A 22001-nucleotide genomic window follows, 5' to 3' on the forward strand; every position below is an offset into this window, starting at 1 on the left:
TGCCTGGCATGGCGGCAATATGGGTGCTGGCTTCGTACCTGCTCGGCTCAATTCCGTTCGGTCTATGGATCGCACGCCGGTTCGCAGGCGTGGATATCACGGCGGCAGGAAGCGGTAACATCGGTTCCACCAATGTGATGCGCGTTTGCGGCCCACGGCTGGCCATCGTGGTGTTTCTGCTGGATGTGCTGAAGGGATTCGTGCCACCGTTCATCGTGTTTCACGCCGGAATGGCTCCGTCGGTCATTATCATGGCTGCCATGGCCGCCATAATCGGGCACAACTTTTCGGTGTGGCTTGGCTTCCGCGGCGGAAAGGGCATCGCCACCAGCCTTGGCGCACTGCTGGGCGTATCGCCGCTCGTCGGCGTTTCAGCGCTTGCCGTGTTCTTACTTGCCGTTCTCGTCGTCCGGTACATATCCGTTGGGTCGATTCTGGCTGCAATATCGCTGCCGGTGTTCATGCCGATCTACTACCCGCACGATTTATGGCGACTAGGCTTTGCTTCGCTTGCTGGAGTGATGGCGTTAATAAAACATCGCGCCAACATTGGGCGTCTGCTCAAAGGGACCGAACCTCGCCTCAACCTTAGGCGCCGAATTGCGCGAGATTGATAGAAGCGACTATTCCCGCAGCGGAAGTGACGGTGTGGGGTGGGCTGCCGCGCGACAACGCCACGCTCACGTGGTGCGTACCGCCGCATCTTGTGGGTTCGCTGGAAGTCGGCTGCTGCGTGGAGGCGCCGCTCGGGAGCGGTACCGTCTTTGGATTTGTAATGCGGCTTTGGAATATGCCGTCGCAGCATCCGCTTGCTGACCGCCTGCGCCCGATCTCGGCACGGATCCTTGGCGGACTCGACCTCAACCCGGAGCTCGTGGACCTGTGTGCGTTTATGGAACATCTGTGGCTCGCCACGCCGGGCGAGGCCCTACACACGCTGGTACCTGGCCGTGGCGGCGCCCGCATCGTGCGTCGCTTACGTCTGGTTGACGGCGTTAACGCCGACAGGCAGTTGAGGAACGCGCCAAATCAGTCCGCTATCGTACGTGCACTCGCCTCTTTGGGAGGCGCGGCCGAATCCGGCGCCGTGCAGCAAGCGAGCGGTCTCGCGGCGTTTCAGCCAGCAAAGGCTGCCCTGGTACGTCGAGGCATGCTGGTGGAAGAGCCAGCGCTGGTAGCAGCGCGCGCGCCGGTTCGGGCACAGCGGTTTTATCGGTTACCGCCGGATTACGCTCGGATCCATGCGCGCCTCGGCCGGCAGCAGCAGCGCATCCTGGAACTTATAGAGGCAGTTGGAGAGACGGCCGGCGGCGAGCTGAGCGAGGAGCAGGTCATCTCCGCCATCGGTTGTGCACGGGCTTCCATTACCACGCTGGTGCAGTCCGGTCGCCTTCTTGTGCGCTCGGCCGCACTCTGGCGGAATACAGTGGCAGCTCACAGCAGCGCCAGCACGCCTCCGGTGCTCTGCGGCGAGCAGGCGGCCGCGGCGCGGAGCATGTGCAGCGCAATCGACGCCGGATCGTTCCGGCAGATACTGCTTTTCGGTGTAACCGCAAGCGGCAAAACTGAGATCTATTTGGCCGCGGTGCGCCACGCACTCGACCAGGGCCGGACGGCACTGGTGCTTGCGCCTGAAGTGGCAATCACCGCGCAGGTGCTCGACCTGTTTGCAGCCAGGTTTCCCGGCCAGTGCGCGGTGCTTCACTCACATCTGGCCGATGGCGAGCGGCTGGACCAATGGCGCAGGATAGCGGCCGGCGAGGCGCGCGTGGTCATCGGCGCGCGCTCCGCCGTATTCGCACCGCTCACCAACATCGGTCTGGTGGTTGTGGATGAAGAGCACGACGCATCGTACAAGCAGGAGCAGGGCGTGCGATACAGCGCGCTAGATGTTGCGCGATGGCGCGCGCAGCGCTGGAACGCACTGTTGGCCCTCGGTAGTGCGACGCCGTCTTTGGAGTCGTACTACCTCAGTGAGCAGACGGCACAAGGCGCATGTACGCCGCTGGTGCGATGCGAGGTCACGACGCGAGTGCTGGACCGAGCGCTGCCAACGTTTGATGTCGTAGACATGCGGGTGGCCGGCAGCCGGACCCTGCTCTCAAAGCCGCTTACCGACGCCCTGACGGAAGCGGTGCGGGCCGGCGAGCAGGCTATTCTGTTCCTGAACCGTAGGGGCTACGCGCGATTCGTTCTCTGTCGCGATTGTGGCCACACTCCACACTGCGTGAACTGCGACGTGGCGCTAACGCTCCACATGGAGGACCTCACGCTGCGGTGCCACCACTGCAACAGCAAAACGCGCTGCCCGGTGGTCTGCCCCCAATGCAGCAGCAAGCGCATCCAGAGTTTCGGAATCGGTACCGAGCGGCTTGACGAGGAGCTGCGGCTGTTGCTCCCGGAGGCTCGGATTGCGCGGCTGGACCGCGACACCACAGCGCGTCGCGGAGCGCACTCCACGATTGTGCGCGACTTTCGGAACCACACGTGTGACATTCTGCTGGGAACGCAGATGGTGGTGAAGGGTCTCGACTTCCCCGGCGTGACGCTGGTCGGCGTCGTTGCAGCAGATACCTCCCTGCAGACGCCGGACTTTCGCGCAGCGGAGCAGACGTTTCAACTCGTCACCCAGGTGGCCGGTCGGGCCGGGCGCGGCGAGCGGCCGGGCAAGGTGGTTGTACAGACGTTCAACCCCGATCACTATGCCCTGCGGGCGGCGATAGCACACAACTATATCCAGTTCTATTCCCGTGAGATCGAGTATCGGCGCGAACTGGGCTACCCGCCATTCGGCCGCATTGTGAATCTGCTCTGGCAGGATGAGCAGTCGGATGCTGCCAGGCGCAGAGCGCGCAGCGCGGCTGGCATCGTGCGCGGAATCGTGGCTGACGGCACTGTGAAGGTACTGGGCCCGGCGCCGGCGCCAATCGAGAGAATAAAAGGTCGCTATCGCTGGCACGTTGTATTGCGCGCACCAAACGCGTTCGACCTTACAACCGCCGTGAGTAAGACCATGCAGGCCGCTCCGCCCGATACAGCCACCGGTCTTGTGATCGACTTCGACCCGCGAAGCCTTGTCTAAGGCTGGGCCAGGCGCGAACATGCCAAAAGCAAGCTCACTGCCTATCGCCGAACTGGTTGAACTCGAAACCGGCCGTGTGATCGCGCCGCGATTATTCGTGGCCACTTCGGCTTGGAGCAGAACTGCCGGGTTACTCGCGCTCCCACGGCTCGCTCGAGGCGAAGCGCTCTGGCTGCAGCCATGTAACGGTATACACACCTGGATGCTGAGCTATGCTATCGACGTTCTGTTTCTGGCGGCCGATGGCGCCACGCTCCGTCAACAGAGCCATCTTGCGCCATGGCGGTTTTGTGGCCCGGTGCGTGGGGCGCGCGTCGCCGTGGAGCTGCCAGTCGGCGCGCTTCACGAAGCCAGGCTCGATCTCCGGATGCACTACGGCCTGAGGCGTACGGAGGGCCGGTAAAGGAACGAGATTCCCCAGGCGGCCGTCAAAAGTAGCGTCGGCCTGCACTGTGCCCAACTTTTGGCTGAATCAAGGAGCATTTATGTACGGAACGTTCCAAAACGAACCGATTGTGGGATTTACCGATGACAAAAGTCGGCGCTTGATGCAGGATGCCATCAAGCGCGTCGGCGGCGAATTGGGCCGCGACCACCCGGTGATCATTGCCGACGAGCGCATTCATACCGACCATACCATCGCCAGCCGCAACCCGGCACGACTTACGCAGAGCCTTGGCGTGGTCTACGACGGTACGCCCGAGTTGGTTGACCGCGCCGTAGATGCAGCCACCGAGGCGTTTCCGTCGTGGTCACGGCTCTCGTTTGAAGAGCGCAGTCGCTATCTGGCCAAAGCTGCCGCGATGCTGCGCCGCCGCATTTACGAGTTTTCGGCGTGGATGGTTTACGAGGCCAGTAAGAGTTGGCCGGAGGCGTACGGCGACGCCGCTGAGGCGGTTGATTTCCTCGAATACTACGCCCGGGAAGCGGTTCGGATGGGTGAGTACCACGAAATGTCGCCGTATCCCGGCGAGGAGAACGAGCTCCGCTACATCCCAATGGGCGTGGGCGCCATCATCAGCCCGTGGAACTTTCCGCTGGCAATTCTTTGCGGCATGACGGCGGCCGCCATCGTTACGGGCAATACCGTTGTGATCAAGCCGGCAGAACAGACGCCGATAGTCGCCTCGAAGTTCTGGGAGCTTCTGCACCATGCCGGCGTGCCGCGCGGTGTGGTGAACCTGGTGACGGGTCCCGGTGAGACGGTTGGGGAAGCGCTTACGGGCCACGCCGGCATACACTTTGTATCGTTCACAGGCAGCCGGGATGTTGGTCTGCGAATCTACCAGCGCATCGCCACGCCCGTGGCCGGGCAGCGCCACATCAAGAAGGCTGTTCTGGAGATGGGTGGCAAGGATGCGATTATCATCGACCAGGATGTGAACCTCGATGGCGCCGCCGACGGCGTAGTCGCCTCGGCATTCGGCTTTCAGGGACAGAAGTGCTCGGCCTGCTCGCGCCTTATCGTACACACGAAGGTTTACGATGCCATCTTGCCCAAGTTGCAAGAGCGCGCGGCTCGCCTTACGGTTGGCGATCCTACAAATCCGGAGAACCAGATGGGCGCGGTCATCGATGCCGATGCTTATACCAAGGTCTCCTACTACTCCGCGGTTGGCCGGGCCGAGGCGCAGTTGCTTTTCGGTGGGGAGGATGCCAACGAAGCTCCCGATGGTGGCTACTTCGTCCATCCCACCATATTTGTGGATGCACGGCCCGACTCGCGCATTGCCCAGGATGAGATATTTGGACCGCTTCTCACCGTAATCCGGGCCGAGTCGTTCGAGGAGGCGCTGGTTATAGCCAACAACAGCGATTACGGCCTGACCGGCGGCGTCTACTCGTACAATCGCGAGAATCTTGCGCTTGCGCGCCGCGAATTCCAGGTCGGTAACCTCTATCTCAATCGCAAAATAACCGGGGCCCTCGTTGGCGTTCAGCCGTTCGGAGGCTTCAAACTCTCCGGCACATGTTCCAAGGCGGGTGGGCCGGACTACCTGGGCCACTTTGTGCAATCCAAGGCGATCTGCGAGCGCTGGTAGGCTTCAGCGCGAGGCTGGCCGAGTTGCCCATCACGTATCGTCTGCGCCGCGAAGCTTGTCCAGCGTCGGTGCCGTTCATCCAACCGGCTTGTCATTCCGAGTCAAGCCGAGGGAGTGGCAGTTGATGGTTCCGGGTCTGCCATTGTTTGCCGCGTTCCTGTCTGGCCCGTGAGTACCCGAGCCCGGAGCTGGAGATAGTCCCCGCGTCGCTCAGAATGACAGTTCGCGCCTGGTTGACGTCTGCGGATGGGTCGTCACGTCCGGCCACGCCCTGGTCCCGGTGCATCCGCCGGATCCGACCTTATTGAGGTTACCCCCACCTGTGACGCGGCCGGCTTCGGTTCTGCCGCGCAAACCAGCGCTTGACGCTCCCGAAACACCATGCTATACTTTCGTTTGTGCCATGCCGACGTAGCACAGTGGTAGCGCAGCTCTTTCGTAAAGAGCAGGTCGTCGGTTCGAATCCGACCGTCGGCTCTCGCAGCCTTCGGGCACGCATAATATCGCCGGCTTGAATACCGGCACGGCAGTGTGCGGCCCGTGGCTCTCTATCCGCCCGGGCCGTTTCTTGCAGCAGACAGATCGCCAGGCACGGTGGGCAGCCCGAGATGGCGTGGTGATCGAAATCGGATCGCGGTTGGATGGCAGGCGCTTGCCGGTCCACGTTCCCAAGCTCTGCGGCTCCCGATGAGGTTGCCATGGATTTCGATCTGAACACCTCGATACCGCAGTCGGCGGATGCGGATGGCGAGTACAGCATCGTCGCGATGGGTCTTACCAAGCGATTCGGTGCTCAACTGGCCGTGGATAACGTTGATCTTGCCGTGAAGAAGGGCGAGTTCTTCGGCTTTCTGGGGCCGAACGGCGCCGGTAAGACAACCGCTATCCGGCTGATGTGCGGCCTCCTGCGTCCGGATGGCGGCGGGGTTCGCCTCGCCGGCTACGAGTTGGCGACGCAGCCGCTTTTAGCGCGCGGATGCCTTGGTGTTCTACCGGAAGAGCCTTACCTATACGAACGGCTGACCGCGCTGGAGTTCCTGGTTTTTGCCGGTCAGATGTACGGCATACCAAAGGCCGATGCCACGGCCCGCGCGGGCGATTTGCTGGAGTTGATGGAGCTTACCGAAGATCGGAACAAGCTGATCATCGATTTCTCCATGGGCATGAAGAAGAAGACGGCGCTCGCGGCGGCTATCATACACTCTCCACGGGTGATGTTTCTGGATGAGCCGTTTAACGGTATCGACCCAATCTCCGTTCGAGCAATTCGCACTGTCTTGCGTCATCTTACTGAGCGTGGAACCACGATCTTTATCTCGTCACACGTTATGGAGGTCGTGGAGAAGCTGTGTGATCGCATTGCAGTGATCAATCATGGCCGTATTGTGGGTATGGGCGCTATCAGCGAGCTGCGCGAGCAGGTTCAAGCCGGCACGGGATCGACGCTGGAGGATATCTTCCTGAAAATGGTGGATGCCCGCGAGGAAGCAGAAGAGCTGAAGTGGCTGTAGCGCCGTCCCGGCGGGCGCCGGCGCAGCCCTCGCCGGCCAGGTCTGCGCGTGTCATCCGACTTCTGGTCTGGCTGAAGACCAAAACCATGTTGCGGCAGATGCACGGGCGATCCCGCGCCAGCGCGATTATCACCGGCCTCGTTCTTCTTGTGATGCTTGGGCCGGTAGGTTTCGGCGCCGCATTCGCCGTCGGCGGGTTCGCACTCAGCGTTTCGGATGACGCGGCGCTCCGCCTGGCCGAGGTGCTGCTCTACTTCGTCTACTTCGTTTGGGTGATGGGACCGTTGATGGGCTTCCAGATCAGCGAGATGTACGATATATCCCGCCTCTTCATCTTTCCGGTTACGCACCGGCAGATTCTGATCGCTGCAGTGGTCGGCTGCCTCTCGGATTTCTGGGTGATCTTTGCATTGCCAACCTTGACGGTTCTGGTGCTCGTCTTCTCCAACCGTACCGGTACCGGCGCCATCCTTGCGGCAACTGCAATGGTTCTTTTTCTCATCCACACATTCGCTCTCTCGCAGGCGATCGGCATCTCCAGCAGCGCGCTTCTCAAGAGTCGAAGATATCGCGAAGTTGTGACCGTTGTGGTAACGCTGTTTTCGCTGGGCTTCTATTTCGCCTGGCAGATACTGGCCCGAAGCGCATTTACATTCAACTACCGAAACCTGCTGCACAAACCGCTGTGGACATGGTTGGCCGCGATGCCGCCGGCGATGGCCGCGAATGCGATGGCCGATGCGCGTGCCGGCGCAATACTGCCGGCGCTCACCTGGATCATCGTGCTGGCGTGCGCCGCCGCAATCACGGTTTGGGCGGCCGCCTGGGCCGTGGAGCGTACGTGGCAGGCGGGTGAAGTCCTTCCACGCCAACCGAGACGCGCCGCGACAAATCACGCCGAGGTCGAAGTTGCACCATCACGGGCGCTCGCGACGCCAACCTGGATACCGCGAGTCGTGGCTGCGATGGCGAGCAAGGAGAGCGCGTACATCGTTCGCGATCCGATCTACCGGCAGTACGCCCTCAGCCTGATCTATGCCGTTGGCGTTGGCGTGCTCCTTGGACTGAAGCGTGGAACTGCGCAGGTTTTTGGCGGCGCGGAGCACGGCTTTGTATTTGCCTGGCTGCTATTCATGGAACTTGCGCTGATGGCGAACTGCTTTGGCGCCGACGGCGCGGCGGCTGGGCAGCTCTTTCTGTTCCCCTGCCGGCGCAGGGAGATATTTCTCGGGAAGAACCTTCCCATGTTCGCGATTCTTTCCGTAGTCAACTCCGCCGCGATCGTTCTGGTGGCGGCGATTACGGATACCTTGCCCGGCATCTGGCAGTGGGTGGTTCTGACTGAATTGACGCTAGTGCTCACGATTGGTGTCGGAAACATCACCTCTGTCCTCGCGCCGTATCGAGTCCAGCTTCGCAACGCGCGGCTACGTGGCGCGGCCGGTGCGCGTGGCTGCACCTACTCGCTCGTCTATTTTGGCGTCTTCCTGGCGGTTGGTATTCTGGCGCTGCCGCTAGACGCCGCCGTGTTTGTGCCCGGCTTGCTCGTAGGCGCCCAGTGGTACGCGCTTTCAATCCCATTGGCCGTGCTGTACGCGCTGGCCATGTATGCCGTGACGCTGACCATTGCTGAGCGGCTGCTTAATGGGCGGGAGCCGGATATTCTGGCCAAGCTTGCAGCAAGTACTTAACCCAACAGTGAAGGAGATAAGAGATTGGTAGAACCGATTGGCCTTGCAGTAATCGAGAGCTATCTGGACGGCCTGGTCCCGGCGCGCAATGCCGTGATGGCGGAAATGGAAGCCTACGCTGCGGAAGTCAACTTTCCCATCATTGGTCCTGCCGCAGGCTACTTCAACTACACCGTTGCACGCATGCTGGGTGCCCGGCAGGTCTTCGAACTGGGTTCCGGGTACGGATACTCAACTGCATGGTTTGCGCGCGCAGTACGGGAGAATGGTGGTGGCACAGTTCACCATGTGGTTTGGGATGACGAACTCAGCGGCAAGGCTCGCGGTTATATCGAGCGGCTTGGCTACACCGATACCGTGGAGTTTCACGTGGGCGAGGCGGTGAAGACGCTCGCTGAAGTTGGGGGCGAGTACGACCTGATGTTCAACGACATCAACAAAGATGGATACCCGGCCTCAATTCCGGTGATCAAGCAGCACCTGCGGCCCGGCGGCGCACTGCTTATCGACAACATGGTCTGGAGCGGAAAGGTGCTCGGTTCAGCAGACCAGTCCGCCGAAACCAACGGCATACGCGAGGCAACCCGGCTGCTCACCACTGATCCCGATTTCATCACCACCCTCGCGCCGATCCGCGATGGTGTTATGCTGGCGTGGCGAGCCCGGTAACCGAAAATGGTGCCCGTGGTAGGCGTGGGACCACCGACACTCGCGGTCGATCGAGAAAAGCCTGCAGCGCCAGGCCAGCGCCCAGCGTGACCAGCAGGTCCTCTCCGCCAGCCGTCATGCTCGGCCCGCAAGCCATAGCGAGATAAGCCCGTTGCGGGCATTCGGCGCACCGGCTTCGTGGCCCCGTGGCTTTAGTATCGTTAACGGGATAGCTCCGTTTCTATCCCGCTGAAGTCCCTTCTGCCCGTTCAGCCATCCTGAGCGAGGACGAGCCGCAACTCGAACAGGAACCGGGATCGTACTCGCGATGGTCGGGCTATCCGGCAATTCACCGCGTAAGATGGCACGGCGTCTCCGCGGGCGTGCATTACTCGTTGAGGGCAACTGGATCCGGCACAGGAACTAGGCGCACTAATGCGTCAGTACTGCGGCGAGAGGCTGGCGCCCGATCCTGCCCCGAGCGCCACGGACCCGTGTCTATACCGGGTCGTGAACCGCTGGCCGGCGAGACATTACGAAACAGTCATCCTGGTGATCTGCACGGTTGGTTGTGAGAAACCATTTCGGGACCGCGCGCTTGAGGCTATCCCTGGCGCTGGACTTGCAACGCTGTATTCTCCTCCGACGGCTTGGACTGGCCGGCTCACTGTCTTCTCGTACCACCCAGTGACATGACGCTCCATAAGGCGAAGGCAATCCTCAAGCGCCTGGACCACTACGGCGAGATTCGTGAGCTTGTGACTACCAACGATCAGTACAACCTGGAGTCCAGGTCTGCACCGTAACGCTTGATCGATGCGGTTCGGGTGCTTTGGCTCGGCCCTGGAACCATCGCGCTGTGCCTCCTCCACAACGCCTGGGAGCGGCGTCACCATCAGAACGGCAGCGGCGAAGCGTGGATGGCGGACCGCATTGTTATCCTGGGCAAAGCGAAGGATCACTCTGCCGGCCCTTACGACGTCAGCCGCAACCCGAGCTGCCCGGCATCCGGAAGCAGACTTCAGGCACGCGTATCAACCTTACCGAGCCTGGTGCCCGGCCGCCTGGGCGTCGCCGCCGAGAGCGGGTACGCGCGAATAAGAATGTCAGAAGCGATTCCGAGCGTACCGCTGAGTTTACGTATCATCGTGATTGTCAGCGCTCGCCTCCGGTTGAGTACCTCATTGACGCGCGCGCGTGAACCGATACAGGTCTGCAACTGACGCGGCGTGATTCCACGGCTCTCGATGTAGTACCGCAGTGCATCAATCGGATCAGGCGGCGCGATTGGGCAAAACCGTTTCTCGTGCGCCTCAATCAGTGTTGCCAGTACGTCGAGTGTGTCCTCGTCCGTTGATCCGGTCACGGCGTCCATCAGCGACTCCATCTGAGCCAGCGCCGCATGATAGTCATCTTCAGATCTAATTGGGCGTATATTCATCGCGCGTCCTCAAACGGTCCCAGCATCCACTTTGTCGTAGTCAGCATGAGTTGCGATGAATCGTACAAATACGATCTCACAATTGTAGTGGATGGCTACGATCAGTCTATATTCATTGCCTTTGATACTAAACATGACGCGATTATTGGAGATAATACTTGCGTTCCGATAGCCATCTCGGACAGCCTGTGGAGTGTTCCAGGCTGCGGACTCTGCGTCTTGCAGCCATGCACGCTACGGACCCTCCGAGTCGACATTCGCAGGTTTCTCCCAGAACTCCCGCAACCTGCGCCGCGCGATTACTCTCATATTGCGCTGTACCACGTTCCCAGTATGGGATCGAGCCCGGGCGAGACGGGTGTGCGCACTGCATTATGAACGCCGGGTCGGCTGATGGATGCCTCAACCGCCGCCTGCAAGCAATAAGAGGTCTGGCCCCGTCTGGGAATGCGTCCCAGACGCTCCATTGGTCCCAGGGCGCGGACGCTTAGCGTGCAGCCGTATCGCGGCCAGTCCGAACGGATCCGTGATCGCTCGCTCGGTTAAAGGCGATCCGCAGTTTCCGTGCAGGAAGTCGGACCTGGTGGTGCGAATCCTGGATCACCTGGATGTTGCGAACAAGGAGCGAAACCGAAATGGGAAAAGTAGATCTGCCCGCGTTTCTGGGTGGCCGATTGCGGCATGCCGGAAATACGCTCGCCGAGGCCTGTGAGAAGATGCCGGACGACCGGTGTGCATGGAACCCGATCGTGGAAGGCAACAAAGGGCGCGATGCCCTGGATCAAGCGCTTGAGTGTGCGTACCTGAATGGGTACGGAGCCGGCGCATTCCGGGATGGCGTGATGCCGGCATTCGATGCCAGCGACTACAAGAGCCGGCAGGATGCACACCGCTCGCCGAAACAGGCCATTCCGTGGCTGCGTGAGGCTACGGAGTACCTTGCCGGCGTCGTGGAAGCCTGCACCGAGGAGAAACTCGCCACAACCGTGACGAATCCGTTCACAAAGAAGGAGTGCTCACTCGCAGACTTCGCGGATTTCCTCTATTGGAATACCGTGTATCACGAGGGCCAGGTGAACTACATTCAGGTTCTATACGGCGATATGTCGTAGTTTCGGCGACTGCTGCCGCATCGTAAGCCCACGCCGCCGACTCCATGTTGGCGGCGCGGGCGGCCTGCCTTGACCCGGGAATAGCGGATATGCGCCGTCCTGCCGACGCACTGCGGCGCACGATATCGCCCGCCACGTATTACGATTCGGCACGCATTTGCGGGTCGGCGGAGTAGTTCGGTGGCTCCTTGGTGATCCAGACGTCGTGTACGTGACCTTCACGCAGCCCGGCGTTGGTCACGCGAACAAAGCGTGCCCGGTTGCGCAGGTCTGCAAGCGAATGCGCGCCGAGGTACCCCATACCGCTCCGGATGCCGCCCACCAGTTGGTGAATCGTGTCGTGCAGATCACCCTTGTATGGTACGCGGCCCTCAACGCCCTCCGGCACCACCTTGGATGATGTGTCGGTGATGATGCCGTACCGGTCGCTGGAACCCTCGCGCATGGCGGCTTCACTGCCCATTCCCCGGTACTCCTTGTACGCGCGGCCCTGATACAGCACAACCTCCCCAGGCGCTTCAGTGGTTCCGGCAAGCAGGTTTCCAACCATGACGGCTGCGGCTCCAGCTGCCAGCGCCTTTACGGCATCCCCGCTGAACCGGATGCCGCCGTCGGCAATCGTGGGTATGCCGCGTCGCGCAGCTTCGGTGGCACACTCCATCACGGCAGTCAACTGAGGCACACCCACACCGCTGACGATGCGTGTAGTGCAGATGCTTCCGGCGCCCAGGCCTACTCGGATGCACGACGCGCCCGCGCTGATCAGGTCTCGCGTTGCCTCAGCCGTTGCAGCGTTGCCTGCGATGATTATCAGATCCCTGTGACGGCTTCGGATTGCAGCTACAGCGTCCAGTACTGCCTTCGCCTGCCCATGGGCGGCGTCCACCACAACGGCATCAACGCCTGCTTCCACCAGGTGGTCGGTTCGGGCCACCGGCTCACGAAGCGGACCTACCGCCGCGCCGCACTGCAGCCGTCCCCGCGCGTCCTTGGTGGCGTTGGGGAACTGCCGCACCTTCTGGATATCCTTCAGCGTGATCAGACCAAGAAGCACCTCAGCGGCGTCTACAATCGGCAGCTTCTCAATTCGGTGCTCCTGAAGAATACTCTGCGCGGCGTCCAGTGACGTGCCGGCCGGCGCCGTGATCAAACCGCCCGGCCGCGTTTCGGCCGAGGTCATCAACTCCGAGACCTTGCGTCTTGGATCAGGCTCAAACCGGATATCGCGGTTGGTGAGGATGCCGACCAGGCGGCGCGAGTGGGCACTGTCAACAATCGGTACGCCCGAAATGTGATACCGGTTCATCACTTCCATGGCTTCACCGATGGTGGCGTCCGGCGCCAGGCTGATCGGCTCACTTATGATGCCGTGCTCCGAGCGCTTGACCCGGTCAACCTCGGCAGCCTGTACACCCACCTCCATGTTGCGGTGGATAATGCCGAGGCCACCCTCACGCGCCATTGCGATAGCCATTCTGGCATCGGTAACGCGGTCCATCGGCGAACTGACTATCGGCGTTCGCAGAACAAGATGCTCCGCCAACGAGGTCGTGGGGTCGACGCCGGATGGCGCCACATCGGTACTGCAGGGAATCAGCAGGACGTCATCAAAACTCAAGCCCTGCTCAACGGAAATACCAGCCTCGATCATGGTTCAACTCTCCCGGGGTATTTCCAAACAACTCTACCGCAGAATCGCTCCGGAAGTCAACTTTGATGCCGGGGCGGTTCGTCGCCGTTCTGCCTCCGGCTGCCGGCTTCGGCGACTTCAGATTGGTCCTTGACATCGTGAGCGTTGACGCACAGAGGTCCAGCGCCTTGTTCTTGATGACAGTTAGCCCCTGGCTGGCTGGTGCGAATAGCATCTCATTGCTAGCCGGTAGTCGGCTCCGACGGATTTGGCCCATCCGACCTGCCGTGGTTACCGCGTTTATTACCGTGTGCGAGCCACGAATGGCTTCGGTTCTGCATTCGGTTTTGGCTTTCAAGCCGGGCTGTAGTCCGGGCTTCGCTACCCTTACCGTGCGTATGCCCGAGAAGCAGGCTGCAGCCAGGGCTTTCGATGAAGCCACATGCTGTGTTGACAGCGCCTTACCGCACAGGTACACTCCGTCGCGCGTGAGGGCCCATAGCTCAATGGTGGAGCGGCCGGCTCATAACTGGTTGGTTGTAGGTTCGAATCCTACTGGGCCCATCCGTCGGCGCTGTACCCGGAGTGCGCGATTTGCAATTCGCCGCCCATGTGTGATATCTTGTGCACACTTTGCTTGTACGCTTCGCGGCCAATCATCTTGTGAAAGGCATGATCTCGTAGGACTGGGTAGGGCGCGTCGCGCAGGTTGCGCTCGACGTACTACCAATTGCTCCATGTTGTCTATCGGCCTAAAAAGTCCGCGGTACCACCGGCGCAAAATGCTCGCCTGCCTGTGTCTGCTCCTGTCTTGCAGTGCTGGCGCGTCCGCCAAGCCGGGCCCCGATTCAGGCAGCCTTCGCGACTCGCGCGAAGTTCACCTGGCAAATGTGCGGCAACTCACATTCGGTGGGCAAAATGCCGAGGCGTACTTCAGCCGGGATAGCATGTGGTTGACCTTTCAGGGTGTTCACGGAGCGCATGGCTGCGATCAGCAGTATGTAATGCGCACCGACGGCTCCGGTATGCGCCGCATAAGTAATGGACTTGGCCGCACCACATGTGGCTGGTGGCTTGCCGGAGATCGGCGCATCCTGTTTTCCAGCACATTTGCGTCGGACCCACACTGCCCGCGCAAGCCCGACATGTCCCAGGGATATGTTTGGCCCGTTTACCCAACTTACTGCATCTATTCGGTAAAGCCCAATGGATCCGACTTGAAGCGTCTGTTCCCACGCACTTTGAGGCCCGGCGAGCTGCCTGGCTATAATGCCGAATCGGTGGTATCGCCCGATGGAATGCGGATCACCTTCACCAGCAGCCGCGGCGGTGACCTGGACGTCTGGGTGATGAATGTGGATGGAACGCATGCCAAACAGCTCACACATGCGCTGGGTTACAATGGCGGGCCATGGTGGTCACCCGACGGTAAGCGCATCGTTTATCGCGCTTATCATCCGAAGGGCGCCGCTGCCGTGGCCGAATACAAGCGCCTTCTGGCAAAACACCTCGTGCGACCTACCACGCTCGATCTTTTTGTGATGAACGCCGACGGCAGCCATAATGTACAGGTAACCCATGACCGCGCGGCGAATATCGCCAACTTTGCGCCGACCTGGTCGCCGGACGGCAAATGGCTTGTGTTCGCAAGTAATCGGGCAGATAAGCAGCGGATGCGTTTTGACTTGTGGCGCATCAGGCCGAATGGCTCCGGGCTGGAGAGGCTGACATGGGGCGGATTCTTCGATGCGTTTCCATGCTTCAGTCCGAACGGTAAACAGATCGCCTGGATCTCTGCGCGGGGAGCAAAACAGCCGGATGAAACGAACGTCTTTATAGCGGATTGGAGACCCTGAGTCAGGGTGCTGCGTCTGGCCCAGGAACGCAGGGCGCAGCCGGAAAGTGAATGGCAACATGTACGACGACGTAAAAGCGATGCTCATCGCTCAGTACGGGGAACAGTGGTTGAACGGCATAACCAACCAGAACGGTATTGCCGAAGACCTCTCGATCTTCGAAAAGGACGTTACGCGCATCAGCCGAAAGTTTGGCCTTGCAGCTCGCGGCATGTTCCTCTCGACGGAATCGGAGGTAGTTGCGCGCTACGAGGTCGTCCGACCGGTTAAGACCCTGTTCGATCTCGACGCCATCTTCTACGCCTGGTGGGGGCATCGCGCATCCGAGAACATCAGTTATGTGCAGCGCGAGATCGCTGACGACGAGGTGATCTACCACTTCATCACCGGCACGCCGACGCATGGCCACTCCGGACGAATAGTGTTTATGGGGCGCGAAGTTCGCGCAGTGATCGCCAAGCGATGGGAACGGCGCATGCGAACCCTCGATCCTCGAGCACCTGCAGATTCCCATGGCGCCACGTCGGACCGGCCGGCCGCAACAGACGGCTAGCATCGTGGGCGCTGCTTCGCTACGCGACGCGGTTGCCAATTCGATTTGTGTGATCGGCAGTGAAGCGTATTCACCGTGGCAGGCTGCGTGTGGTATGATCGTGAGTCATGGACGAACGCGCGCGGCTCTGGCCGGTGGCAATCCCGTCGAAGTTGCGCGGTACCCGCACTGCGCACTGGTCCGAAGTATTCCCCGCTCACCGGCTTCCGGTGCTTGCAAAAACGGTCTTGCTGGTTGCGCTTGGCGCCTGGCTTTCCGGCACGCGTTTGCATCCGTACCCCCTCGGCGCGACCATCGTGGTTGCATCGGTGCTCTGGCTGGGCCTCTACGGCATCAACGAGTATACGGACCTTACGCTGGAACAGCGGCTGCAGCCGGCGCCGTTCGGTTTGGCGCTTGCCGTATCGTTCGTACTCGTCGCACTTCTGGGCTCTCTCTGGCTGTCGCACATCCTGACATTATTGCTGTTAGCGATGGTGGCTGGACAGCTGCTGTACTGCGTGCCGCCGGCCCGGGTCAAACGCTGGTGGTTTGCCGTTGTTTTGCTCAGCGGCATGGCGAATCCGCTTCTGCGGCTGGAGTGCGGCGCCACATTTGGCCGTCATGGCATACCCATCTCATTGGTGGCAACCGTCATTCTGCTGCACGTCGGCGCTACCCTTCGCTCCAGGGGATTGCTGCGCCGGCGTGATGCGGGTTTCGGCTATCGCGTGGCTCCCCCGGTAGCAGAGGCGGCCGGGAAGACGTTTACAGCCCTCGGCCTGATTGGCGCCTGGGCGGTGTGCCTGGCCGGCATCGTTCCGCCTATCTTTCTCAGCTTTGTAATCCTGGCCACATTCTTTGCCGCGTACGCATGGTCCGGCCGGGCGCCAACTGTGGATAGGCTGCGGGGCGGTTGGATTTGGTTCGCCATTTTCACCGGCATCGGATTGCTGGTGCTCATCTACCGGGGCTAGGCATTCGATCCATGACCGATTGCGTTTTCTGCCGCATAGGCTCCCGGGAGATTCCGGCTTCCGTCGCGTGGGAAGACGAGGAGTTCCTGGCATTTCAAGACCTCAACCCGATGGCCCCGGTGCACGTGCTGGTAATTCCCAAACAGCATATCGCCACGCTGATGGAAATCACCGATGTCGGGCTGTTGGGGCGTGCGATGCTGGCGGTACAGCAGGTTGCGCGGGTGCTCGGCATATCGGAGCACGGTTTCCGCGTCGTGGCGAACATCGGTGACGATGGCGGCATGACTGTGGGGCACCTGCATTTCCACCTGTTGGGTGGTCGACAGATGCATTGGCCGCCCGGCTAGATCCGGCGTGAAGAAGGCGAGAGCGCCATATTCCGCCGGTCGCCGGCACTACCGCATCGCCGTCGCAGAATAGTCCACCTGCGGCAGGGTGACCAACGCCCGTAACTCGTGAAACAGGTAGCGCCGGTCCGCCGACCACGCGTCGGCTCGTCCGCTAGTGCTCACAACAACAAACGCCGGACGGTCCGCGAACCGTTCGCGCTGCAATCCCCAGGACGACGCGGGTGTGCCGGAGCACATCTGGTACACATCCTTGCCGTTGAAGCAGATTACGTCGGGCCGGTACGTTGCCAACTTGTCGCAGAGTTTCTGCTTATCGGCAGCAGGCGGCGGCGGCAGATCGGCGTTGGCGTGGATGGCGATGTACTTCATCAGGCCGGTAAGGCCAATGCCGTACCGGGTAATGCGCTCGTCATCCTCAGGGCGGAGCTCGCGATCGGTAAACCCGGTCTCGTGGAGGAGTGACCAGAACCGGTTGCGGGTTCCGGCATAGTAGTGGCCCTGTGCCGCGGCGGCCATGCCGGGAGCGGACCCTACAAAAACCACTCCGAGCCCAACAGTCAGATAGTCTGGCAGTAAGTCAGGCAGGTCAACTCGATCAGAGCAAATGCTCAAGGCCGGTAACCAGTCCCTGGAATTGGTGCACACGGCGAATAGCCAGCAGTATTCCCGGCATAAATGAACTTCTACTCATCGAGTCGTGGCGTATTGTCAGCGTCTCGCCCGCACCGCCGAAGGTTATTTCCTGATGCGCCACCAAACCCGGCAAGCGGATGCTGTGCACAGGCACTCCGTTTTCATCCGGAACGTTGAGTCCGCGAGAGGGTAGGGCTGGTCCGGCCGGTCCAGGAGTGCGTACCGCACCGGCAGCTGACCTTGTGGCGACAATACGCTGCGCGGTGAGCTTTGCGGTTCCGGATGGCGCGTCGCGCTTGCCGGAATGATGCATCTCCACAATCTCCGCATCCGGCAGGTAAGCAGCCGCGCGCTCCGCAAACTGCATCATCAATACGGCGCCGATGGCGAAGTTTGGAGCGAACAGGATCGCCGTACCATGCGCAGCCGCCTCGGCGCCAACCGCTTCCAGATCGGAAGGTGCGATACCGGTGGTGCCCAGGACGACGTGCAGACCGGCGGCCACAGCGTCGCGGATGTTCAGCCGAGCCGCATCGGCGTGCGTGAAATCCACCAATACGTCCCCACCGACCGCGAGGGCCTCCGATAATTCGCCGACTAGCAGCGCTCCGCCCGTTGCGTCACGCCAGAGCGCAGCTTTAGCAGCCTCGCGATCGGGATCGTACCCGGCCGCAATTTGCAGATCCGTGGCGCCTGCCACGGCGCGCCCAACTTCCATTCCCATTCGGCCTAGCGCGCCGGACACAATCACGCGAAGCTCAGCCACGCTCAGGCCGCCTGTCCATACTTTCCGTACGGACCAACGGTGGCAAGTGCAAGTTTGTCGAGATCCAGAACCTTGTCCGCCACCTCTGCGATGGTTGCTCCTGAGACCCGGTCGTATTCAGCCAGAATCTCGTTGAGCGGTATCACGCGCCCAAAAGTCAGCAGGTGCTCACCGTAGCGCGCCATCCGGGCAGCCATGCTCTCCAAACCCAATACCAGCTCGCCGCGTACCTGGCGCTTACCTTTCACAATCTCCTCTTCGGTCAAACCTTCCGAGCGTACTTGCGCAAACTCGGCCCGAGTAAGCTCAATAACCTGATCGAGCGCTTCCGGTTTGGTGCCGCCGTACACGCAGAAGAGACCGCCCTCCTTGTACGTGCGCGCGTACGAACCGATCGCGTAGGCCAGGCCGCGCTTCTCGCGAATCTCGCTGAAAAGCCGCGAACTCATGTTTCCACCCAGAGCGTCGTTCAGTATCGAAAGCGAGTACTTCTCCCGGTCGAATTTGCTGTACGCCCCGGTGCCCAAGCAGAAGCTGACCTGCTCCACGTCGCGTTTGTGAATCTGTTTCCGTTTTGTGGTGGGTGTAGGCGGCTCGGCCGCACGCGCCTTTACCTCTCCGGAAAGCGAGCCAAGCGCCCGCTCGGCCTGTGACACAAGTCGGTCGTGGTCCACGAGGCCCGCGGCCGAGAGTATGATCCGATCGGGCCGGTACCGCTCGGCAATATAGCCGGTGATTGCGGTGCGAGTAAAGCCACCAACGGTCTTTTCACTACCGATGACCGGGGCGCCAAGAGGGTGCCCGTGCCACAACGTGCTCTCAAACACATCATGGACCAGGTCGTCGGGCGAATCCTCATACATCTTGATCTCAGAGATCACCACGCCCTTTTCCCGTTCAATCTCTTCTTCCATAAACAGCGAGTTGCAGAGCATGTCGGTGAGCACATCCACAGCTGTCTCGCAATCGTCGGCGAGTATCCGCGCGTGGTAGCAGGTGGACTCCTTACCTGTGAATGCGTTCAAGTGGCCGCCGCGACTCTCGATTTCCGAGGCGATTTCGCGCGCGGTCCGTTGGGAGGTTCCTTTGAACAGCATGTGCTCGATAAAGTGCGAGATGCCCCGGTTCCGGGGAGTTTCATCGCGGGAGCCCGCGCCGGCCCAGAGTCCAACAGCGGCTGATCTTACGTATGGAACCGACTCGGATACAACGCGCAGACCGTTCGATAGGGTGGTAACCCGAACGTCCTCGACATGGAACTCTGTGCTCATTTGGCTATGATACCCGCACGTTGTTGCGAGGTTGACGGGCCGCAGGCGGCCCGCGTCTGCTATAATCGGCCCTTGTGAACACCTGGTTTAAGAGAGGATCCGTATGCTGAAGCCCCCTTCGGACGAGTCCACAGCCCGTCTCTATGCCTGGATTGACGACCATACCGATGAAATGGTCGCATCGCTTCAGGGCGTACTCCGCATTCCGAGCCTGGAAGCTGCGGCCGAGGCGGGCGCGCCATTTGGCGCCGAGGTAAAGCGCGCACTCGCGTTCACGCTTGCGCACGCCGCCGAACTTGGTTTCCGCACGAAAGACGTGGATGGTTTCGCCGGCCATGCCGAATTCGGTGAAGGTGATGAGATGGTTGCGGCTGTTGGCCATCTGGATGTGGTACCGGAGGGCGATGGCTGGAAGCATGCTCCCTACGGCGCCACGATAGAGGATGGTTACATCTATGCCCGCGGTTCATCCGATGACAAAGGGCCAACCTGGGCAGCGCTCTACGGCGCTTGCGCACTGTTGAACTCCGGGCTTCCGCTGCGCCGGCGCGTGCGCGTTATCTTTGGGTGTAACGAGGAGAGTGGCTTCCAGTGCGTGCACCACTACTGGGAGGTAGCGCGTGAGGAGCGGCCGGTATTTGCGTTCACGCCCGATGCCGGGTTCCCTCTCGTCTATGCCGAAAAGGGTATCGCGAACATCGTGCTCCACTACGCTTCACAACCGGCGGAATGCGATCTGTGTGTCACGAGCTTGAGTGGCGGCCGCCGACCCAATATGGTGCCGGATAGTGCCGATGCAGTGCTTGCCGGATCTGCCGAGGCGGTAGCATCTGCCGCCGCCGCGCTCGACGCGCTTGGCGCCGAGGGAGTGACCAGCACCGTTGAGCATGCTGAACTGAAGGTACACGCCGTTGGCAAATCGGCCCACGGCAGCCGCCCGATGGATGGCGTCAACGCCGTAATCCGGCTCGCCGATGCCCTGCTTCACCTCGCACTACCGGCCGATGAGAAGTGGCTGCGGTTTCTTGTGGATGCATCCGGTCCGGATGGCACCGGACTGGGCATAGCGGGCTCAGACGAAGTGGCCGGCGAGCTGACCAGCAACCTTGGCATTTTCGAGTTTACTCGCCAGAACGGTGCGCTGGCCACATGGAACATCCGATATCCGGTTACCTGGAGCATCCAGCGCGTCAGCAGCGCCGCCATGGCTGCGGGTGCGACCGCTGGGTGGAACCTGCACCAGGTCCACGACCAGCCGCCGCTCTATGTACCACTCGACAAAGAGCCCGTGAGCACACTGCTTCGGGTTTACCGTGAGGCCACCGGCGATGAGGAGAGCCAGCCGCGCACTATGGGCGGGGGCACGTACGCGCGGGCGACGCCAAACGCCGTGGCATACGGCGCCGGCTTCCCGGGTGGCTCCGATGGACCCGCTCATGAGCCCGACGAGCGTATCGCTATCAGCACCGTCGTGGATGCCGCCAAGGTCTTTGCCGTGGCGCTCTACGAACTTGCGCGATAGAGCAATGGGTTCAGCGGGCTGATCGCTGGTTCACCGGGGGCAACGCCAGGCAGCCAGGCGGCAAGGTCAACCAGTCTGTTCTCGTTGCCTGGGTCCGCCATAACGCGAGTCCCATCCGCGAAGTAGATCACCGTCATGACCTCGCGCACCTGGTCGGTACTATTGCCCGGTGCGGAGTGAAGCGTCCAGCCGGAGTGGAATGTGGCGTCACCGGCTTGCATCGCGCTGCACGTGGGCGTGTAGCCTTTCCCGGCAACGTACTGGTCAAACTCCTCCTGTGACTCGTCGGAGATGCCGATATGACCGAGGAAGCCGCCTTGTTGCGAGCGGCTTGCAAACGTGAGTGCGCCCATCTCTACGGGTACATCTACAAGTGGCATCCACATGGTGACGGTGTCGCTGGTATCCAAAGGCCAATAGAACTGGTCCTGATGCCACGGCGTCAAACCACCGTGGGCCTCCTTGAACAGCGCCTGGTCATGGTATAGTCGCACGCCATCCACGCCCATCAGTCTGGCGGCAATCTCGGCAAAACGCGTCGCCAGCACGAAGCGAGCCACTGTCTGGTCGCGCTGCCATAGGTTTGTGATCTGGATAAACGCCTTGTGGTAGGTGTCACGTTCCTCCATCGGACGCGTCTCACGATTGTACGCGGCTACCGCGGCAGCGATCGCGGGGCGGTATGCCGCAACCTCCAGCGGCGATGCCACGCCACGCAGCAGCACGTGGCCCTCAGTGCGGTAATGCTCCACAGAGCCGGCATCCAGTGGATAGGCGTCGCTCAAGTCCGGGAGAACGGATACCTGCTCGTCTGTAGCCATATTGAACCTGCCTCTCTACCGCGCACGGTGGCTTCACGCTCGCGCTGTTCGAGCCATGGCAGGCCGCTTCCTGCATACTTCCCGCGCAAGGTCGTTACCAGTCCACCAGATTT

The 22001-nt window shown here is 61.2% G+C and carries 19 protein-coding genes, 2 tRNA genes and 1 pseudogene; 15 read left to right on the top strand and 7 right to left on the bottom strand.

The window, feature by feature from the left end; translation table 11 throughout:
* The first annotated feature begins 8 nt into the window (after window positions 1–8).
* From plsY to KGJ62_14155, 8 genes are all read left to right on the top strand, one after another.
* Window positions 9–614 carry a glycerol-3-phosphate 1-O-acyltransferase PlsY gene (plsY, locus tag KGJ62_14120; GenBank protein MDE2127716.1) on the top strand — a complete coding sequence of 202 codons (606 nt, stop codon included), beginning with the start codon at window positions 9–11 and terminating at the stop codon, window positions 612–614.
* Window positions 611–3082: a primosomal protein N' gene (gene priA / locus KGJ62_14125; protein MDE2127717.1), complete on the top strand. Its 2472-nt coding sequence runs from the start codon at window positions 611–613 to the stop codon at window positions 3080–3082. Before plsY ends, priA begins: the two co-directional genes overlap by 4 nt.
* Before the next feature lie 19 nt (window positions 3083–3101).
* Entirely contained in the window at window positions 3102–3485 is a 384-nt protein-coding gene (locus tag KGJ62_14130; protein ID MDE2127718.1) for a DUF192 domain-containing protein, read from the top strand.
* A gap of 82 nt (window positions 3486–3567) precedes the next feature.
* Window positions 3568–5124: an L-glutamate gamma-semialdehyde dehydrogenase gene (locus KGJ62_14135; GenBank protein ID MDE2127719.1), complete on the top strand. Its 1557-nt coding sequence runs from the start codon at window positions 3568–3570 to the stop codon at window positions 5122–5124.
* Between the two features lie 405 nt (window positions 5125–5529).
* Window positions 5530–5601 (top strand) — tRNA-Thr (locus KGJ62_14140).
* Between the two features lie 221 nt (window positions 5602–5822).
* Complete coding sequence (locus KGJ62_14145) at window positions 5823–6635, top strand: ABC transporter ATP-binding protein (GenBank protein ID MDE2127720.1); 813 nt, start codon at window positions 5823–5825, stop codon at window positions 6633–6635.
* A complete protein-coding gene (locus tag KGJ62_14150) occupies window positions 6626–8326 on the top strand; it encodes a hypothetical protein (protein ID MDE2127721.1) in 1701 nt (566 codons plus the stop codon). The genes KGJ62_14145 and KGJ62_14150 overlap by 10 nt, the downstream gene beginning before the upstream one ends.
* Before the next feature lie 96 nt (window positions 8327–8422).
* Window positions 8423–8995 (top strand): class I SAM-dependent methyltransferase, encoded by a 573-nt coding sequence (locus tag KGJ62_14155; protein MDE2127722.1) that lies wholly within the window; start codon window positions 8423–8425, stop codon window positions 8993–8995.
* A 1000-nt stretch (window positions 8996–9995) separates the two neighbouring features.
* Here the strand turns inward: KGJ62_14155 and KGJ62_14160 are convergent.
* Both KGJ62_14160 and KGJ62_14165 read right to left on the bottom strand, forming a co-directional pair.
* The gene (locus KGJ62_14160; GenBank protein ID MDE2127723.1) at window positions 9996–10415 is read right to left on the bottom strand and encodes a transcriptional regulator; all 420 of its coding nucleotides are present in this window, start codon (window positions 10413–10415) and stop codon (window positions 9996–9998) included.
* A 9-nt stretch (window positions 10416–10424) separates the two neighbouring features.
* A pseudogene (locus KGJ62_14165) lies at window positions 10425–10724 on the bottom strand (type II toxin-antitoxin system HigB family toxin).
* Between the two features lie 326 nt (window positions 10725–11050).
* Here KGJ62_14165 and KGJ62_14170 point away from each other — a divergent pair.
* Complete coding sequence (locus KGJ62_14170; protein MDE2127724.1) at window positions 11051–11527, top strand: hypothetical protein; 477 nt, start codon at window positions 11051–11053, stop codon at window positions 11525–11527.
* A gap of 139 nt (window positions 11528–11666) precedes the next feature.
* On the opposite strand, the gene guaB is transcribed toward KGJ62_14170, so the two are convergent.
* Window positions 11667–13178: an IMP dehydrogenase gene (gene guaB / locus KGJ62_14175; GenBank protein ID MDE2127725.1), complete on the bottom strand. Its 1512-nt coding sequence runs from the start codon at window positions 13176–13178 to the stop codon at window positions 11667–11669.
* A 471-nt stretch (window positions 13179–13649) separates the two neighbouring features.
* Between guaB and KGJ62_14180 the strand changes: the two genes are divergently transcribed.
* The 5 genes from KGJ62_14180 to KGJ62_14200 all read left to right on the top strand — a co-directional run bounded on the left by KGJ62_14180 (window position 13650) and on the right by KGJ62_14200 (window position 16872).
* Window positions 13650–13721, top strand: a tRNA-Ile gene (locus tag KGJ62_14180).
* A gap of 389 nt (window positions 13722–14110) precedes the next feature.
* Complete coding sequence (locus KGJ62_14185) at window positions 14111–15013, top strand: PD40 domain-containing protein (protein MDE2127726.1); 903 nt, start codon at window positions 14111–14113, stop codon at window positions 15011–15013.
* A 58-nt stretch (window positions 15014–15071) separates the two neighbouring features.
* Window positions 15072–15566, top strand: a complete 495-nt coding sequence (locus tag KGJ62_14190) for a hypothetical protein (protein MDE2127727.1) — start codon at window positions 15072–15074, stop codon at window positions 15564–15566.
* Between the two features lie 209 nt (window positions 15567–15775).
* On the top strand, window positions 15776–16522 hold the full coding sequence (locus KGJ62_14195) for a hypothetical protein (protein ID MDE2127728.1): 747 nt from the start codon (window positions 15776–15778) through the stop codon (window positions 16520–16522).
* Between the two features lie 11 nt (window positions 16523–16533).
* Complete coding sequence (locus KGJ62_14200; GenBank protein ID MDE2127729.1) at window positions 16534–16872, top strand: histidine triad nucleotide-binding protein; 339 nt, start codon at window positions 16534–16536, stop codon at window positions 16870–16872.
* Window positions 16873–16920: 48 nt separating this feature from the next.
* Here the strand turns inward: KGJ62_14200 and KGJ62_14205 are convergent, their stop codons facing one another.
* Genes KGJ62_14205 through KGJ62_14215 form a run of 3 tightly spaced genes read right to left on the bottom strand, consistent with a single transcriptional unit; the run spans window position 16921 to window position 19545 of the window.
* Window positions 16921–17487, bottom strand: a complete 567-nt coding sequence (locus KGJ62_14205; protein ID MDE2127730.1) for a mismatch-specific DNA-glycosylase — start codon at window positions 17485–17487, stop codon at window positions 16921–16923.
* Entirely contained in the window at window positions 17471–18280 is an 810-nt protein-coding gene (locus tag KGJ62_14210; protein ID MDE2127731.1) for a 4-hydroxy-tetrahydrodipicolinate reductase, read from the bottom strand. The genes KGJ62_14205 and KGJ62_14210 overlap by 17 nt, the downstream gene beginning before the upstream one ends.
* The gene (locus KGJ62_14215) at window positions 18277–19545 is read right to left on the bottom strand and encodes an insulinase family protein (protein ID MDE2127732.1); all 1269 of its coding nucleotides are present in this window, start codon (window positions 19543–19545) and stop codon (window positions 18277–18279) included. Before KGJ62_14215 ends, KGJ62_14210 begins: the two co-directional genes overlap by 4 nt.
* A gap of 103 nt (window positions 19546–19648) precedes the next feature.
* Here KGJ62_14215 and pepV point away from each other — a divergent pair, with 103 nt between their 5' ends.
* On the top strand, window positions 19649–21067 hold the full coding sequence (gene pepV / locus KGJ62_14220) for a dipeptidase PepV (GenBank protein ID MDE2127733.1): 1419 nt from the start codon (window positions 19649–19651) through the stop codon (window positions 21065–21067).
* Here the strand turns inward: pepV and KGJ62_14225 are convergent.
* Window positions 21049–21888 (bottom strand): phytanoyl-CoA dioxygenase family protein, encoded by an 840-nt coding sequence (locus KGJ62_14225; protein MDE2127734.1) that lies wholly within the window; start codon window positions 21886–21888, stop codon window positions 21049–21051. The genes pepV and KGJ62_14225 overlap by 19 nt on opposite strands.
* Window positions 21889–22001: the final 113 nt, after the last annotated feature.

The sequence above is a fragment of the Armatimonadota bacterium genome (assembly GCA_028871815.1).
Taxonomy (GTDB): Bacteria; Armatimonadota; Chthonomonadetes; order Chthonomonadales; family Chthonomonadaceae; genus REEB205.

Bases quoted from the DNA above. Each gene is read 5' to 3' on its own strand.
- plsY (MDE2127716.1), top strand. From the start codon at position 9: ATGGCGGCAATATGGGTGCTGGCTTCGTACCTGCTCGGCTCAATTCCG.
- guaB (MDE2127725.1), bottom strand. From the start codon at position 13,178: ATGATCGAGGCTGGTATTTCCGTTGAGCAGGGCTTGAGTTTTGATGAC.
- KGJ62_14130 (MDE2127718.1), top strand. From the start codon at position 3,102: ATGCCAAAAGCAAGCTCACTGCCTATCGCCGAACTGGTTGAACTCGAA.
- pepV (MDE2127733.1), top strand. From the start codon at position 19,649: ATGCTGAAGCCCCCTTCGGACGAGTCCACAGCCCGTCTCTATGCCTGG.
- KGJ62_14170 (MDE2127724.1), top strand. From the start codon at position 11,051: ATGGGAAAAGTAGATCTGCCCGCGTTTCTGGGTGGCCGATTGCGGCAT.
- KGJ62_14215 (MDE2127732.1), bottom strand. From the start codon at position 19,545: ATGAGCACAGAGTTCCATGTCGAGGACGTTCGGGTTACCACCCTATCG.
- KGJ62_14190 (MDE2127727.1), top strand. From the start codon at position 15,072: ATGTACGACGACGTAAAAGCGATGCTCATCGCTCAGTACGGGGAACAG.
- KGJ62_14225 (MDE2127734.1), bottom strand. From the start codon at position 21,888: ATGGCTACAGACGAGCAGGTATCCGTTCTCCCGGACTTGAGCGACGCC.
- KGJ62_14160 (MDE2127723.1), bottom strand. From the start codon at position 10,415: ATGAATATACGCCCAATTAGATCTGAAGATGACTATCATGCGGCGCTG.
- KGJ62_14135 (MDE2127719.1), top strand. From the start codon at position 3,568: ATGTACGGAACGTTCCAAAACGAACCGATTGTGGGATTTACCGATGAC.
- KGJ62_14155 (MDE2127722.1), top strand. From the start codon at position 8,423: ATGGCGGAAATGGAAGCCTACGCTGCGGAAGTCAACTTTCCCATCATT.
- KGJ62_14145 (MDE2127720.1), top strand. From the start codon at position 5,823: ATGGATTTCGATCTGAACACCTCGATACCGCAGTCGGCGGATGCGGAT.
- KGJ62_14200 (MDE2127729.1), top strand. From the start codon at position 16,534: ATGACCGATTGCGTTTTCTGCCGCATAGGCTCCCGGGAGATTCCGGCT.